The following is a 15,833-nucleotide window of genomic DNA, read 5'->3' as shown; positions in this document are numbered from 1 at the left end:
GAGGAGGAGCCACGCTAGTACGGGGAATACTGGACGCAGCGGTTGGTGTTGGAGGCGTGGGAGAGGCTGGATTCGAACAGCAATCAAGATGCTAGCATTGGGAGTATGCTATAACCTTGGAGGTAGCCTGAATGCAGCGCATGTTCCCTGTGTTTACAGCCGCCCAGATCATGACACCCCGCGCTGAATGGGTTTGCTGGGAAACTGACAGCCCGCGCGATCTTGTGTTGGATGAGAACGGAAAATTGCGCTTCGATGTCATCCCAGTCACCGCTGCCGGTAAAGTCGTCGGCTTGCTCACCAATACATCGTTTACCGTTCAACCGCTCACGCTGGAATGGTGTTTAACGCACGATGTGTCCATCGATCGGCTGATAGCTTTCTTCATTGAGCGGGGGAAGCCGGCCTGCTTTCTGCTCCGTGAAGACGACTTTGCCGGCTTAGTCACTCCCGCCGACCTGAACAAAACGGCTGCCCGCACTGCGCTCTATCTACGCCTGGCTGAACTGGAAATGCGGCTGGCGGCCTTCATTCGCTCGCTAGGGATGTCAGAAGAGGAAGTATTGGCCAAGGTGAGTGAGGATCGGCGCGAGGAAGTCAAGAGAAACCAAGCAGAACTACGCGACAAGAATGTGGACATTTCAGTTTTCGAAATGCTTTACCTGAGCGATATCTTCAACGTAATTGCGAAAAACGAGTCAGCGCTCCAGACACTTGGTTTTTCATCCCGCAAGGACTTCAAAAGGGCAACCAGCGGGCTGAACGATCTGCGAAACCGGGTCATGCACCCCGCTCGTCCTGTGCTGCGAAATGTTGAAGATGAGTTGCGCACGTTGCACGATCGCATAGTCCGCATGGAAGGGCTCTTAGTAAAACTTGAGGAGACGAGCACACCACTCGGGTGAAAGCATCGTATCTCCCCGTCGAGACCTTCCGGGTGCTCAAGGAAAAGGACTTCCGCAGGACGACGAGTATCGGACGAGGCGGCTGGTGTTGGAGGCGCGGGAGCAGTCGGTGACCGAGGGATGAAAAGATAGAGAAGTCGCTCATGAACACGCAAACAGCCAAACTTCCCCAGAATGTGCAGGCGCTAATCGGCGAAATCGGCGAGAAGTATGTCATGTTGCATCTGTTGCTGCGCACTCTGCACACGAGCTGGGAAGTGTTCCATAACCTGGGTGAATTCGGCTACGATATCCTCTTGCTCAATACGGAGACGGACTCGCGCGTCCGCCTGGAGGTGAAAACGCGACAAAAACTCTACACTACTGGCCGCCATACCCAGCGTGTGCAGTTCTTCCTGACCGAACGGGAATATCAGGCCTGCGACTTCTTGGTGGCTTGCCTGCTGCTCCCTGACAGCTTCTTCTTCATCGTGTCCAGAGAGGACCTGAAGGTGGTACGCGTCAACCAGCGCCCCCGTTGGCGATTTACGGTCACCCTTAATAGCCAGGGCCAGCCTCACCCGTGCTTCCGTGAGTATCTCAACGCGTGGGAGAGCATTCATCCGGACTTTCGGCTGCCTGATGAAGTAATCCCAAACCTCGCGCACAGAAGAGGGTAGGCATGAGCCAGGGTTCGAATGGATAGAGGCTGGTCGTTGTGCTCAGAGCGTTATTGCAAAACGCGGCAACCAGCGCTAGAAATAAAGCCAAACTACATGCATGGAATATCATGGACCGTGGATGATAACACCAACGATCGCGTAGGGGCGAGGCATCCTATGGCAATGGCGCCATTACGCGGAACGCTTACACCAGATGTGTCCTCCTTCATCACCAACGGTAGTGCTGAGGATGCCTCGCCCCCACCCTATGTTGGAAATCCATCGCCCCAACCCCGCGTTGGAGGCGTATCGTTCCCATCCCATGGCGGTGGTGGATCGCCACCGTCCGGGATAGGAATGTGCCATCCCGTTCACACGTGCGTCCCACCGGCGCGCCATCCGGTTCATTGGACATCATCATCTCTAACTCATGACCGTCGAGGAGGTTGAGGGCCATGGGATTCGACGCCGAATTCGATACCGATCTGATCGCTGCGAACGAGCGGGTGGGCTTCTTCAAGCTGGCCATGACGCCTGGTCAAGATGGATTTCTGGGTGCCCTTCTCGTGACCGACCACATCGGCAAGCCGGTAGAGTTTCGCGTGACGTATCCGGTGAAGCCCTCGCTGGTACAACAGACCATATACGGGGCTTCCTTGATTCCCCATATCGGCATTGAGCTGTGCGGCAGACCGCTATACGAGATGTTGGAGACCAAGCCCTCGCTGCTGCTGGTTGAAGACGATCAGTTTCTCCCACTTAGTGAGGCAGTGACCGGGTTCGTGGCGCGAGTGAGGCGGCCGGAACAACTGACGGAACTCGTACAGGAGGACTCGGAAGAGACGCTTTTAACCCATCCCACCTCCCGGTTTCAGCCGCTTGCCATTGCTTGGCCCAGTCACTATGATTCGGAATAAGAGGATGCAGGCACTGCAGGCCCTCGAGAAGCTTTTCGCCAACATGGATCTCGTCGAGCCTTTTGAGCGGATCGAGCGCGCTGTGAAAGTACTGGCGAAAGAAGATCAGCGTTTCCAGTAGAGGGAAAATGTTAGGGAAGCTGCAAGCCCGGCTAAAAGCAAGATTTGCCTTTCCAAAGCCGAAGATCGTTGCCATAAACATCGCCTGGGTGGCCGAAGATCTAAAGGAAAAGCTGGAGGCCGGCGGTGTAAACATACCCTTGCCGGAAATACCTCCCATCTCGGACGACGGGGCACTTATGCAAGCAAGGATGCACTTAGATGACCTGGCGTTGCCTCGGGAGGTCATGGCCGCCGCTGTCGGTCGGGATCGATTCATCCTGCCGAAGGCTATCGATCTCCTTGACATGAGCGCCTGTCTCTCCCTGCCATTTCCCGACATCCTGGACATGTTCTCCGGGCTGACCTTCCCCGGTCGTGCGGGAAAGGCCTACGCTCGTGAGGACGTGGCGGCCAAGGAGCCCGCTTATCAAGAGGCGCCGCCGCCACCGTCGCCTGCGGCTCAAGAGCGCTGTCGGCATGGCCTGCCAAGATATATGTGCGCCGTCTGCACGCCTATCCAGACGCCTTTCGCTGGCAGGCGAACCAGGTCCGGCCGATCGCGTTCTTACGGCTACGGTGCTTCAACAAAGCCTCGCACCCTTGATGTCTTCGATCTATTGCTGCCGTATCTCCAACCGCCCATCGAGACGCTTCTCTCTAACCCGGCCCTTTTCCCTAAGAAGCGCCGTCCATATCAGTATCAGGTTAAGGGCATCCGCTTTCTCGCTCAAAACAAATCAGCTCTGCTCGGCGATGAGATGGGACTGGGCAAGACGATACAGGCCATCGTGGCCCTGCAAGTCCTCTTTCGGCGTGGTGAGATCCGACGCGCTCTCATTCTATGTAGACGTTCACTCCTAAGCGTATGGGAGACCGAGCTGAGCAAATGGGCTCCGGAGTTATTCGTGATCAAGGTGCGCGGGACGCGCGAAGAGCGAGAGTGGTTATGGGAACTACCCGCACCGATTTACCTGACGACGTATGAAACATTGCGTGAGGACATCCCACGCATGGCGTACCTGAAACAGCGATTTGATGTGGTGATCCTTGATGAAGTGCAAGAGATCAAAAACCCTGGTACAAAGAAAGCCCGAGCAGTTCGACAAATCCAAGCCACATACAGGTGGGGGCTATCCGGAACACCCCTGGAAAACAGTTTGGAGGATGTCCTCGCCATCTTCAGATATCTCCAGCCGTCCCTGTTCAGGGAATCTGCCATCGTATCCCCATTTCACGTTAGAGAGAAGATTAGGCCGTATATTTTGAGACGTCGAGCCGTGGATGTTTTGAAGGATCTTCCAAAGAAGACGGTCAACGAGGTATGGCTCGAACTATCGCCACGACAACGGGAACTATATGATCGTGAATATCAAAGGGCGCGATCTCAGCTATCTCGGGGCGGAATCACACGAGTACATGTGTTTGATTGGATCAACAAATTGAAGCAGATCTGCAACTTGGATCCCGAGACGGGCGAATCCTGCAAGGTGGAGTATTTGTTCGACCAGCTCGAGAGTATCACAGAGGCGGGTCAGAAAGCGCTCGTTTTTTCTCACTTTCCGAATGTCACTCTGCGGCGTATACAACATAGATTGCAAAAGTTTGATCCAGCCGTGTTTGACGGCTCGCTGAATGATCGAGAGCGCATCCGACTGATACAAGCATTCCAAGAGACGGATAGCCCCAAAGTGCTGCTGATGTCGGTTCAAACCGGAGGGGTTGGCCTGACCCTCACCCGCGCCAATCACGTCTTTCACTTCGATCATTGGTGGAACCCTTCTATCGCCAGGCAGGCTGAAGGCCGGGCCCATCGTATTGGGCAAAAGCGAGTGGTATTTGTCTACGACATTTACACAAGGGATACGATAGAGGAGCGTATTTACCGCCTATTACGGAAGAAAGAGAGTCTGTTCAACTTCGTGATTGATGACTTGTCAGAGAAGGGAGTCCAGCGACTCATCACGGATGAGGAGCTGTTCGCCTTATTCGATTTAGAACCACCACGTCCCAAAGCTCGAAATTCGTGATCCCCTCTACCGACGTACCGGCCAACGAGGAAGACGCGTGAACGCAAAAGAACGAGCCCTATTGGAAGCCTTCGTTGTAGACAATGAGGATCTGGAGCGCCTGGAGACGCTCCTGGCCGAATTCAACATCTTTGAGGCGCTGGGCGCGGTGCGACAGGAGCTGCGTCATTCTGACTTTCTTGCCTTTCTGCTGGATCCCTCCCAGAACCACGGGTTGGGAGACGCCTTCCTCAAGCGGTTCCTCAAGCGCGTGCTGATCCGCGCCGACCATCCACCTGTCAGCGTCATTGAGATCGACGTGGCGGATATGCAGGACGCCATCGTGCTGCGTGAGTGGCGCAACATCGACATCCTCGTACACGATGCGGAGAATCGTCTCGTGTGCACCATCGAGAACAAAGTAGACGCCAAAGAACAATCGGGCCAGTTGTCTCGTTATCGCGAGGTCATCACTCACGAGTTTCCCGACCGCCGCGCCCTCTTTATTTATCTCACTCCGGAGGGGGATGAGCCCTCTGACGAAGCATACATCCCCCTAAGTTATGGGGATATTGCCGACCTGGCGAACACTGTGCGTGAAACACATGAGTCCACCCTGGGCGCGGACGTATCCACGTTGATGAAGCATTACACCGCCATGTTGAGGAGGCACATCGTGAGCAACTCGGAGATCGCCGAACTCTGTCGCCGCATCTACCGTCGTCACAAGCGAGCCCTAGACCTGATCTTCGAATACCGCCCCGACCTGCAATGGGAGATCGCCGAGTACCTCAAAGGGTTGGTTGGGGAGCACAGAGACGCAGGCCTCGTTCTTGATCATTCTACTAAAAGTTACGTTCGCTTTGCGCTGGTCGAATGGGATGACGTTCCTGTGCTGCGAAGTGGACAAGGGTGGACGTCTACTGGACGTACCCTGCTTTTTGAGTTCAGGAATTCTGCAAACCATCTGACGTTAAACCTGGTCATTGGTCCTGGTTCGGATTCCATACGCCAGATTTTACATCAGACAGCGTTACGTCATTCTCGAATATTCCGAGGAGTGTCTAAACGCCTTTATCCTAAGTGGACCACGATCTATAAAATACAATTCCTCCGTCAGAAGGACTACGAGGAGTCCGACTTTGAGGTGCTTACAGATAAGGTGAAGAGCGGGTGGAGCAAATTTCTCGCCAACGATCTACCCGCTATTCGCAAGACAATCAGCGAGATCGAGTGGCCAATCACCGTCTAATCTCAACTTGCCACTCACCACTCGCTATTCACCATTCGCCAAGAGGAACGTGAATTATGGACGCCTTTGCCCTCCACCAGAACGTCTTGGCCGACTACAATGCCTACGTACGCAGCTTCCTCAACATCGCCGATGAGCGGATTCGCACCTTCGTCGAGGAACAACTGCGCCGGGGCCGGCTGTGGCCCGAGCCGCTGCTACAACTCAACCCGGCCTATCCCAAAACCAGGACGGTCAAAGAGCTTGTGGATGAAGGGCTTTTGCATCCCCTGTGCGCCCGCTTCTTCGTGGACAACAAAGGCCAATCCTTCCGCCTCTACCACCACCAGGAACAGGCCGTGCGCATTGCCCAGCGCCGTGAGCCCTACGTCCTCACCACCGGCACCGGCTCTGGCAAGAGCCTGACCTACCTGATTCCCATCGTGGATCACGTCCTCAAGAACAATCCGGGGCGACACAGCGTGCGGGCGATCATCGTTTATCCCATGAACGCCCTCATCAACTCCCAGCTCGAGGCCGTCCGCCGCCTGGCCGCCAACGTACCCGATTTCCCCGTCCACTTCCAGCGCTATACCGGCCAGGAGAGCCTGGAGAAAAAGCAGGCCATCATCGACGACCCACCTCATGTCCTCCTCACCAACTACGTCATGCTGGAACTCATGCTCACCCGCCCCCAGGAGCGCGTCTTCGTGGACCGCGCTGTGGCCGATCTGCAGTTCCTGGTCCTGGATGAGCTCCACACCTACAACGGCCGGCAGGGTGCCGATGTGGCTATGCTGATACGTCGCCTGCGCGAGCGCTGCGGCAACCCGGACCTCCTCTGTGTCGGCACCAGCGCCACCATGGCCGCGGGGGGCAGCCGCGAGGAACGTCGTCGAGCTGTGGCCGATGTCGCCACCAAGATCTTCGGCGTCCCCATCTCCCCAGAGCACGTGATCGACGAAACCCTGCGCCCCATCACCCACCATGCGTCGCTTTCCGATCATGATGCACCGGACAAGCTTCGGGCCGCCATCCAGGCAGGTCTGCCCGAAGCCGACTATCACACCTTTGTCGCTCATCCCATCACGGCCTGGATCGAGCGCACCTTTGGCGTGGAGGCGGAAAATGGCCACCTCAAACGTCGTACGCCCATCACGCTGGAGGAAGGGGCTCAGCAACTGGCTCAGGTCACCGGCCTGGAGGTGGCGACCTGCCGCTCCTACCTGGAAGACATGTTTCGCCTGGGCAGCCGTGTGCGCACACCCGAGGGCGATCCCGTCTTTGCCTTCAAACTGCACCAATTCATCTCCCAGGGCGGTTCGGTGTACGCCACCCTGGAACCCCATGGCCGTCGTCATCTTACTCTGGAAGGACAACACTACGCGCCCGGGCGTCAAGAGACACGACTCCTCTTCCCACTGGTTTTCTGCCGAGAGTGCGGGCGGGAGTACTATCTGGCCTATTGGGACACCGAAAACCGTCGCGTGCATCCCCTGGTGCCCGAAGTGCTGGCCGAACAGGAGGACGATGGGAGTGTGCGTGAGGGCTACCTCTTGTTGGACGATCCAGAGGATCCCATCTGGGACGAGAGTCGCGAAGAAGATCTGCCCGAAACCTGGTTCCGCCAGACCAAGCGGGGCCGCAGTGTGAAAAGGGAGTTTCGCGAGCATATCCCCCAACGCCTATGGGTTTTCCCCGATGGCCGCGTAGCCGACGCGCTGCCCGACGAAAACTCGACCGATCCCCGCCCGGTCCCGGTCTGGTTCATCAAACGCCCTTTTCTCACCTGCCTCAACTGCGGCGTAGCCTACACCAAGCGGGAGGGGGAGTTCCGTAAACTAGCTCGTCTCTCCAATGAGGGACGCAGCACGGCCACGACTCTGCTCGCCCTTTCCACGGTGGCCGAATTGCGCCGCCAGCCAGACGTGGAAAAGGAGGCGGAGAAACTCCTCAGTTTCACCGACAACCGCCAGGATGCCTCGCTTCAGGCTGGCCATTTCAACGACTTCGTTCAGGTGGCGCTCCTGCGCGCTGCCATCTACCGAGCCCTGCTCGAGGACGATTCCCTGGATCATGCCGTCATCGCCGCCCGTGTAACCGACGCGTTGGCCCTTCCCCAGGAGGTCTACGCCAAGGAGGCCGGCGAATACGGCACCCTTTCGCGCCGCAATCGAGCAGCGCTTCAGGCCCTCATTGAGTACCGCATCTACGAAGATTTGCGCCGGGGTTGGCGTGTCGTCCAGCCTAACCTGGAGCAATGTGGCCTCCTGCGCGTGGACTACGTAGACCTGGATCTCTTCGCTTCTGATCCCGCACCCTGGCAGGCTCATCCGCTCTTGGCGACGGCGTCCCCCGAGGTGCGGAAACGGGTTATCCGCACCTTCCTGGATCACCTACGCCGTGCTTTGGCTATCGACGCCGCTTGCCTTCAGCCCGACCGCCAGGATGCGCTGCGTCGTCAGGTCAATCAGGCCCTGAAGGAACCCTGGACTTTCGATGAGAACGAGCGTCTGCATGAAGCCACCTGGTTCGTCATCGAGGGCCGAGCCGGTAACGGCGAGATGAGCCTGTCGGAGCGCAGTGCCCTGGGACGATTCCTGCGCTCCCGCCGAGCCTGGCCCGATCTCGCCGCCCCCATGTCCCCGGACGACTACCGCCAGTTTCTGCCCATCTGGGTCGAGATCCTGCGCCGCGCCGGCTACATCACCTTCCGCGACGACCATGACAAGAAAGCTATTCAATTGCGGGCCGATGCCCTGCTTTGGCAGCGGGGAGATGGCATGCCGCCGGAGCCAGACCCCGTGCGCACGCGCCGCATGCGTTTTGCCAAAGATCTAAGGCTGGAGCGCGAGGCCAACGTTTTCTTCCGCAACTTCTACAGCGAAGTGGCCGCGCGACTCGGCCCTATGGAGGGCCGAGAGCACACTGGCCAAGTCTCTCGCGAGGACCGCATCCATCGTGAGGAAGCCTTCCGTAAAGGCGAGCTGGCCTGCCTCTTCTGCTCTCCAACTATGGAACTGGGCATCGACATCGCCGATCTGAACGTGGTACACATGCGCAACGTACCCCCTTCGCCCGCCAACTATGCTCAGCGCAGTGGTCGCGCCGGTCGTAGCGGCCAGCCGGCTTTCATCGTTACCTATTGCGCCGTGGGCAGCGGTCACGACCAATACTTCTTCCGCCGTCCCGAGCGCATGGTCTCCGGCGTGGTAGTGCCACCACGCCTGGACCTGAGCAACGAGGAGCTGGTGCAGGCCCATGTACACGCTATCTGGCTGGCCAAGACCGGGATTTCCCTGGGCCAGTCCATCACCGAGGTGTTGGATACCAGCAGCCCCGGTTACCCACTGCACGAGAATATCGTCCACTACACCCGGCTTTCAGAAGCCCATCTACAGGCCTGCTTTGAGGAATGCCGTCGGGTGCTGCAAGCCTGCGAGCCCGACATCACCCGCGGTGGGTGGTATTCGGAGGAGTGGCTGTGGCAGGTCTTGCGCGACGCGCCTCGTTCCTTCGACGAGGCCCTCGACCGCTGGCGAGAGATGTACGCCGCTGCCGACCGTCAGTTGCAGGAAGCGCGCGCTCTCATCGACCGCACCCACCAGACCCGTGTCCCGTACAAGGAGCGGCAGGAGGCAGAACGCCTGGAGCGCGAGGCGCGCCGACAGAAGGACCTACTTTGCAACCTCGAGGGGGCCGGCGAGTCGGATTTCTACCCCTATCGCTACCTGGCCAGCGAGGGCTTCCTGCCCGGTTACAACTTCCCCCGCCTGCCCATTCGCGCCTACATCTCCACAGGGAGTCAGGGGGGCGAATTCATCGCCCGGCCGCGCTTTCTGGCCATCAGTGAGTTTGGCCCACGCAATCTGCTCTATCATGAAGGGCGCAAGTATCGCGTGGTGCGTACTCAGATCCCCGGCGGCGATATCAGCCAGCGCTTCGTACGCGCTAAGCTGTGCAAGGTCTGCGGTTACTTCCACGAGGGCGCAGCCGCTGATCAAGACATCTGCGAGCATTGCGGGGCGATATTGGATGCGGACACCAGCGATTATAGCGCGCAATTCTTTGAGATGACCGACGTCATCACCCAGCCTGCGGAGCGCATCACGTGTGACGAAGAGGAGCGGGTGCGCGAGGGCTTCCGCATCACCAGCCACTTCCGCTTCGCTCCGGCGCCGGGTGGCGTCCGTCGTTACGAGGCCGAAGCCCGAGATGCAGAGGGAAGAACGCTGCTGCATCTGGTCCTCGGGCCGGCAGCCACCTTATGGCGGTTGAACCACGGCTGGCGTCGCTCTCATGAGCGCGGCTTTCACCTCGACGTCCGCAAGGGGTATTGGGCCCGCCGACCCGACGCACACCGCAATGATGACCCGCTGGGCGAAGCAACCGAAATCGTGAGCGGCGTGCGTCTGCTGGTGCGTGACACGCGCAACATTCTGCTCGTACAACCTTTCCCCTCTCTCCTCTCCGCGGCGGAGAGGAGAGAGGGGATGCCGCCGGAGGCGGCGGGGGAGTGGGGAGAGGTTTTCCTGGCCACCCTTCAGGCCGCCCTGCAGCGCGGCATCGAGGCCACTTTCCAGATCGCCGAGCAGGAGCTGGCCGCCGAGCGCATCGGCGAGGGCGAGCGACGTTCGATCCTCATCTGGGAAGCGGCGGAGGGTGGCCTGGGCGTGCTGGCCCGTCTGGTCGAAGACCCGGACGCCCTGGCCGAGGTTGCCCGCACCGCCCTGGAGATCTGCCACTTCACCCCCGACGGCCACGACCTGCGTCCACCTGAGGATCCAGAGGGCTGCGCCCGCGCCTGCTACGACTGTCTGCTCTCCTACACCAACCAGTGGGACCACGCGCTGCTGGACCGCCACCAGGTACGGGACATCTTGTTGCGTCTGGCAGCCGGCAAAGTGCAGTTGCAGCATGGCCCTCGGGATTACGAGGCCCATTATCGCTGGCTTCTGGAGCGCACCGACCCAGCCTCGGACCTGGAGCGCCGTTTCTTGGACCATCTATATCAGACCGGCCGCCGCCTACCAGACCAGGCCCAGCCACAGCTTCCCGACTACCCGGCTCGCCCTGACTTTTACTATGAGGACGCCCGCACCTGCGTTTTCTGCGATGGCAGCGCCCACGACCAGCCCGATGTTAGGGCTAAGGACAAGCGCATCCGCGACGACCTTCGCGACCTGGGCTACCGGGTAATCACCATTCGCTACGACCGGGATTTGGAGGGGCAGGTGCAGGCGTATGTGGATGTGTTTGGAAAGGGAAAGTAGGTATGGTTGAGCAAAAATGGACGGCGTTCGCTCATGCACAAGAGGGGAGGCTATCTTCATGAGCCCAACCACTCGCCATTCGCCAGGTACTCTCGTCACCGTTCGCGGCCGCGAGTGGGTCGTCCTGCCATCCGATGACCCGAACCTGCTACTGCTCCGTCCTCTCAGCGGCAGTGAACGGGAGATCGCTGGCATCTACTTGCCCCTGCGCTTGGAGCAGATTCAGTCGGCCACCTTTCCCCTGCCGGATCCCAAACGCGCTGGTGACTTCGCCTCCGCTAGGCTCCTGTGGGACGCGGCGCGCCTCTCCCTGCGCAGCGGCGCCGGTCCCTTCCGCTCCATGGGGCGCGTTTCCGTCCGCCCGCGTCCCTATCAACTGGTGCCGCTGCTCATGTCGTTGCGCCTGGACCCCGTGCGCCTGCTCATCGCCGATGATGTTGGCGTCGGCAAGACCATCGAGGCCGGCCTCATCGCCCGTGAAATGCTAGACCGAGGCGAGATCCGCCGCGTGGCCGTCCTCTGCCCGCCCTACCTCTGCGACCAATGGCAGCGCGAGCTGGCTGAGAAGTTCCATATCGAGGCCGTGGTGGTGCGCTCGGGTACCGTGGCCCGGCTGGAGCGCGCCCTGCCTCGCCAGGGCTTGAGCATCTTCGAGTACTACCCTCACCTCATCGTCAGCGTGGACTTCGCCAAATCGGAGCGCCGGCGCCATGCCTTTGAGCTCCACTGTCCCGAGTTTGTCATCGTGGACGAGGTCCACGGCTGCGCTCGCCCCGCCGGGCGCTCTAAAGTCCAGCAGCAACGCTACGAGTTACTGACCCGCCTGGCCAGCAAGCCGGACCGTCACCTGGTCCTGCTGACCGCAACTCCCCACAGCGGCGTGGAGGAATCCTTCCGCTCGCTGCTCGGATTGTTGCACCCCCGGTTCGAGCGCTGGGGGATGCGTGACCTGTCGGAACGCCAGCGCCGCGAGCTGGCACGCCACTTCGTCCAACGCCGCCGCGCCGATGTGGCCCGCTGGTTAGGGGAGGAGACCCCCTTCCCGGAGCGTATCTCAGAGGAGGCGTCCTACACCCTCACTCCCGAGTACCGCCAGCTTTTTCAGGACGTCTACGCCTTCGCCCGTGAGATCGTGCGTTCCGGCGAGACCCTCAGCGGCTTTCGCCGTCGCGTGCGCTACTGGACAGCTCTGGCTCTGCTACGCTGTGTGATGTCCAGCCCCGCCGCTGCTCAGGCAGCCTTGGAAGCTCGGGTGGCTCGCCTGGAAGAGGCACTGCTGCAAGAGCCAGAGGAGGCTGAGGATAGCCTCTTCTCTCCCTACGTATACGACGTCCCAGACCAGGAGGCTACAGTAGATGTGTCTCCCACCTATGTCGTCGAGGAGGGCGAGCGTACCCTGAAGGAGAGCGAACGCCGTCGACTGCGTCAGTTCGCCAGACGGGCGGCCAAATTGCGAGGTACCAGCGACGCCAAGGTGGCCAAAGCCGTTGAGGTGGTGCGTGACCTGCTGGAAGAAGGCTATCACCCCATCATCTGGTGCCGTTACATCGCCACCTCTGACTACGTCGCCATCGAGCTGCGGCGCCGCCTGAGCGGCCGGTGGCCCGACCTGCACGTCATCTCCGCCACCGGAGCATTGACTGAGGACGAGCGCCAGATGCGCGTGGCCGAGCTTTCCCAATCCCCGCGCCGCGTGCTCGTAGCCACCGATTGCCTGAGCGAGGGGATTAACCTCCAGGAAGCCTTCAACGCCGTGGTGCACTACGACCTGCCCTGGAACCCCAACCGCCTGGAACAGCGAGAGGGGCGTGTGGATCGCTATGGCCAGGCATCACCCAATGTCAAGGCCGTGCTGATCTACGGACAGGACAACCCGGTGGACGGCGCTGTGCTGGACGTGCTCATCCGCAAGGCCATCGAGATTCGCCGCGATCTGGGCGTGTCCGTGCCAGTTCCGGTAGAGAGCGAGAGCGTGGTCGAGGCCATACTACGCTCCCTCTTCTTGCGAAGCGAGAGCACCGTCGCGCGCCAGTTGAGCCTGTTCGAGTTGGAAGGCCTGGATATTGAAGCTGTTCACAAGCAGTGGGATGAAGCAATGGACCGTGAGCGGGTCAGCCGCACCCGCTTCGCCCAGCACGCCATCAAGCCGGACGAGGTGGCACGAGAGATGGAGGAGACCGATGCCGTGTTGGGCAACCCAGACGCGATTGAGCGCTTTGTGCGCACCGCCTGCCAGCGGTTAGGCGTGCCATTGCGGCCGGTGCGCGATGGCGTATGGCGTCTGGACACACAGCAGTTGCCCAACGATCTGCGAGACCACTTGGGAGATGGCGGCGAATGGCGCATTACCTTCCAGTCACCACCGCCGGAGGGCGTCACATACGTCGGCCGCAACCATCCCTTGACGGCCGCCCTGGCGGAATACCTCCTGGGCCAGGCCCTCGACCCGGGGAATGAGACACCGCCCGCAGCCCGCAGCGCCGTCATCCGCACCGACGCCGTGACGCGGCGTACCACGCTGCTGTTGTTGCGCCTGCGCTACCTCTTGAAGACCCGGCAGACTACCCCGAATCTGGCGGAGGAGTGCCTGGTATGTGGTTTCAGCGGTCGGCCAGGCAAGCTGGAGTGGCTGTCTGAATCCGAGGCGCTGTGCCTACTCAGCGAGGCACAGCCTCGGGCCAACGTCAGCTCCGCTGAACGTGTGGAGTGGCTGACCGAAGCCCTCTCATGGCTGGAAGATCTGACACCCGATATAAACGGCCTGGCCGAGCAGCGTGCCAAGCGCCTCCTGGAAGCCCACCACCGCGTGCGCAAGATCACCCGCGAGGGTCGACTCACCGTTGAGCCGCAGTTGCCGGCGGAAGTATTGGGCATCTACGTGCTGCTGCCTGTACCGGGTGGATCGCCGGCGTCCTCTCCTCTCACCATTTCGTGAGGGTGTTCATGCGCTGCTCCTTACTATGCTAATATCAACCTGGCAAACATTAACTTATGTCACATAAGAATCCTCATCGCCTGCACGGACATCTTCTTCTCCATAGTGAACGATTTTCACCATGGATAGCCCGGAGCTGCTTTAGGATAGCGGCTCCGGGCTCTGCTTGTGAATGGCTGGCGTTTAGGATTGCTCAGTGAGGATCAACGGCAGATAAGACTCGATCGCTGGCACTTGGGTAGGCGTCGGCGTGGGTGTAAAGGTGGGCGTCGGCGTAGGGGGCGCCTCTGTAGGCGTCGGCGTGGGTGTGGGCGTATCCGTCGGCGTAGGAGGCACCTCGGTAGGCGTCGGCGTAGGCGTGAACAGCTGCTCACCAAAATCAACGATGTGCTGTCTCCCGGCCACTACCTCCACCTCCACCACATCCGGACTGGTGCTGGCATACCCGTCCGGTTGCTCCTCCTCTACCCAGTACCGTCCAGGTGGTATCTCGTCAAACTGATACCATCCTGTGGGGTTCGTGCTTCGCACCGTAATCAGCACCCTTCCTTCGTCACGCAACGTCACATAGACCCCAGGCACACCGACCGTCTCGCCTGCATAGGGATTCCGGTGGCCATCCCCATCCAGGTCCACGAACACCCAACCAGCCACCTGTCCGTAGACTGCCACCGTTGTCTCCTGTTGGGCCATGTTGTTTTCGGTGTCGGGATCCGGCTCACGGCCTGATGTCTGAGCCGTATTGGTGATCAGCCCTGTCACCGTGGGCGTCATGGCCAGGGTGACGGTCGCCGTACCACCCGAAACCACCGTACCCAACTCACAGGTGACTACGCCTGCTACCCCACCGCATGATCCCTGGCTGGGCGTGACCGAATTGAACGTTACCTCCGCAGGCAACGTGTCCGTCACGATCACGCCTGTAGCGTCCGATGGACCGAGGTTGACGACTGTCAGAATGTACGTGAGCGTCCCGCTGATCACGACCGGATCCGGCTCATCCGCCTTCGTGATGGAGAGATCGGCTCGCCTGACAAGGGTGGTCTCTTCGATGATCTGGTTGTCCTGCGTATCAGGATCCGTCTCGTTCCCCACCACCTGGGCCGTATCCGTAATGACGCCCGAGGCAGACGGGTCTACCACGGTGACGATGATCACCGTGGCGATGTCCCCACTGGGCACATCGCCCAGCTCACAAGCGATCATGCTTTCGGCCTCACCACATGATCCCTGGCTAGGGATGATCGAGCTGGTGGCCACCTCGGCCGGTAATGTGTCCGTCACGATCACACCACTGGCATCCGACGGGCCCGCGTTGGCAATGGTCAACGTGTAAGTGAGGGCTCCACCAGCCACCACTGGATCCGGATCGTCCACCTTCGTGACGGACAGATTCGCGCGCCGGGTCACCACGGTCCCTTCCTCGACCCCGTTATCCTCCAATCTGGGATCCGTCCCATCGCCCGTTACCTGGGCCGTGTTGATGATTAGCCCCGAAGAGGCTGGATCAACAGTCATGACGATGGCGATGGTGGCGTTGTCCCCATGGACGATAGTGCCCAAGTCGCAGACGACGACTCCCTCGACTTCACTACACGTGCCCTGACTGGGCGTAGCTGAGTCAAAGATCCCCCCTGTCGGCAGTGTGTCCGTTACCACCACACCCGCGGCATCCGATGGGCCTGCGTTGGTGATGGTCAGCGTGTAGGTGAGGGATTCACCGGCTATCACCGGATCTGGTTCGTCCGTCTTCGTGATGGAGAGATCGGCCTGGCTGACCACGATGGTATCTTCTGTGGCTGCGTTGTTTTCCGCATTGGGGT

The 15,833-nt window shown here is 60.0% G+C and carries 8 protein-coding genes; 7 read left to right on the top strand and 1 reads right to left on the bottom strand.

What is annotated here, in order from left to right:
• Window positions 1-131: 131 nt before the first annotated feature.
• The 7 genes from GXP39_10760 to GXP39_10730 all read left to right on the top strand — a co-directional run bounded on the left by GXP39_10760 (window position 132) and on the right by GXP39_10730 (window position 14,010).
• Window positions 132-905 (top strand): hypothetical protein, encoded by a 774-nt coding sequence (locus tag GXP39_10760; protein ID NOZ28517.1) that lies wholly within the window; start codon window positions 132-134, stop codon window positions 903-905.
• Window positions 906-1,048: 143 nt separating this feature from the next.
• Window positions 1,049-1,564 carry a DUF3883 domain-containing protein gene (locus GXP39_10755; GenBank protein ID NOZ28516.1) on the top strand — a complete coding sequence of 172 codons (516 nt, stop codon included), beginning with the start codon at window positions 1,049-1,051 and terminating at the stop codon, window positions 1,562-1,564.
• A 437-nt stretch (window positions 1,565-2,001) separates the two neighbouring features.
• Complete coding sequence (locus tag GXP39_10750) at window positions 2,002-2,463, top strand: hypothetical protein (protein NOZ28515.1); 462 nt, start codon at window positions 2,002-2,004, stop codon at window positions 2,461-2,463.
• A gap of 128 nt (window positions 2,464-2,591) precedes the next feature.
• Complete coding sequence (locus GXP39_10745; protein ID NOZ28514.1) at window positions 2,592-4,592, top strand: DEAD/DEAH box helicase; 2,001 nt, start codon at window positions 2,592-2,594, stop codon at window positions 4,590-4,592.
• A gap of 37 nt (window positions 4,593-4,629) precedes the next feature.
• Window positions 4,630-5,823 carry a PD-(D/E)XK nuclease family protein gene (locus GXP39_10740; GenBank protein NOZ28513.1) on the top strand — a complete coding sequence of 398 codons (1,194 nt, stop codon included), beginning with the start codon at window positions 4,630-4,632 and terminating at the stop codon, window positions 5,821-5,823.
• 56 nt (window positions 5,824-5,879) lie between these two features.
• Complete coding sequence (locus GXP39_10735) at window positions 5,880-11,075, top strand: DEAD/DEAH box helicase (GenBank protein NOZ28512.1); 5,196 nt, start codon at window positions 5,880-5,882, stop codon at window positions 11,073-11,075.
• A 58-nt stretch (window positions 11,076-11,133) separates the two neighbouring features.
• The gene (locus tag GXP39_10730; GenBank protein NOZ28511.1) at window positions 11,134-14,010 is read left to right on the top strand and encodes a DEAD/DEAH box helicase; all 2,877 of its coding nucleotides are present in this window, start codon (window positions 11,134-11,136) and stop codon (window positions 14,008-14,010) included.
• A 183-nt stretch (window positions 14,011-14,193) separates the two neighbouring features.
• Here the strand turns inward: GXP39_10730 and GXP39_10725 are convergent.
• Window positions 14,194-15,833: DUF11 domain-containing protein (locus tag GXP39_10725; GenBank protein ID NOZ28510.1), on the bottom strand; the 1,640-nt coding region annotated here is incomplete at its 5' end.

The organism is Chloroflexota bacterium (assembly GCA_013152435.1).
In the GTDB taxonomy this organism is placed as follows: domain Bacteria; phylum Chloroflexota; class Anaerolineae; order DUEN01; family DUEN01; genus DUEN01.
Note: the sequence above shows the minus strand (reverse complement) of the source record. Positions and strands in the feature narration are given on the sequence as shown.

Bases quoted from the DNA above. Each gene is read 5' to 3' on its own strand.
- GXP39_10760 (NOZ28517.1), top strand. From the start codon at position 132: ATGCAGCGCATGTTCCCTGTGTTTACAGCCGCCCAGATCATGACACCC.
- GXP39_10755 (NOZ28516.1), top strand. From the start codon at position 1,049: ATGAACACGCAAACAGCCAAACTTCCCCAGAATGTGCAGGCGCTAATC.
- GXP39_10750 (NOZ28515.1), top strand. From the start codon at position 2,002: ATGGGATTCGACGCCGAATTCGATACCGATCTGATCGCTGCGAACGAG.
- GXP39_10745 (NOZ28514.1), top strand. From the start codon at position 2,592: ATGTTAGGGAAGCTGCAAGCCCGGCTAAAAGCAAGATTTGCCTTTCCA.
- GXP39_10735 (NOZ28512.1), top strand. From the start codon at position 5,880: ATGGACGCCTTTGCCCTCCACCAGAACGTCTTGGCCGACTACAATGCC.
- GXP39_10730 (NOZ28511.1), top strand. From the start codon at position 11,134: ATGAGCCCAACCACTCGCCATTCGCCAGGTACTCTCGTCACCGTTCGC.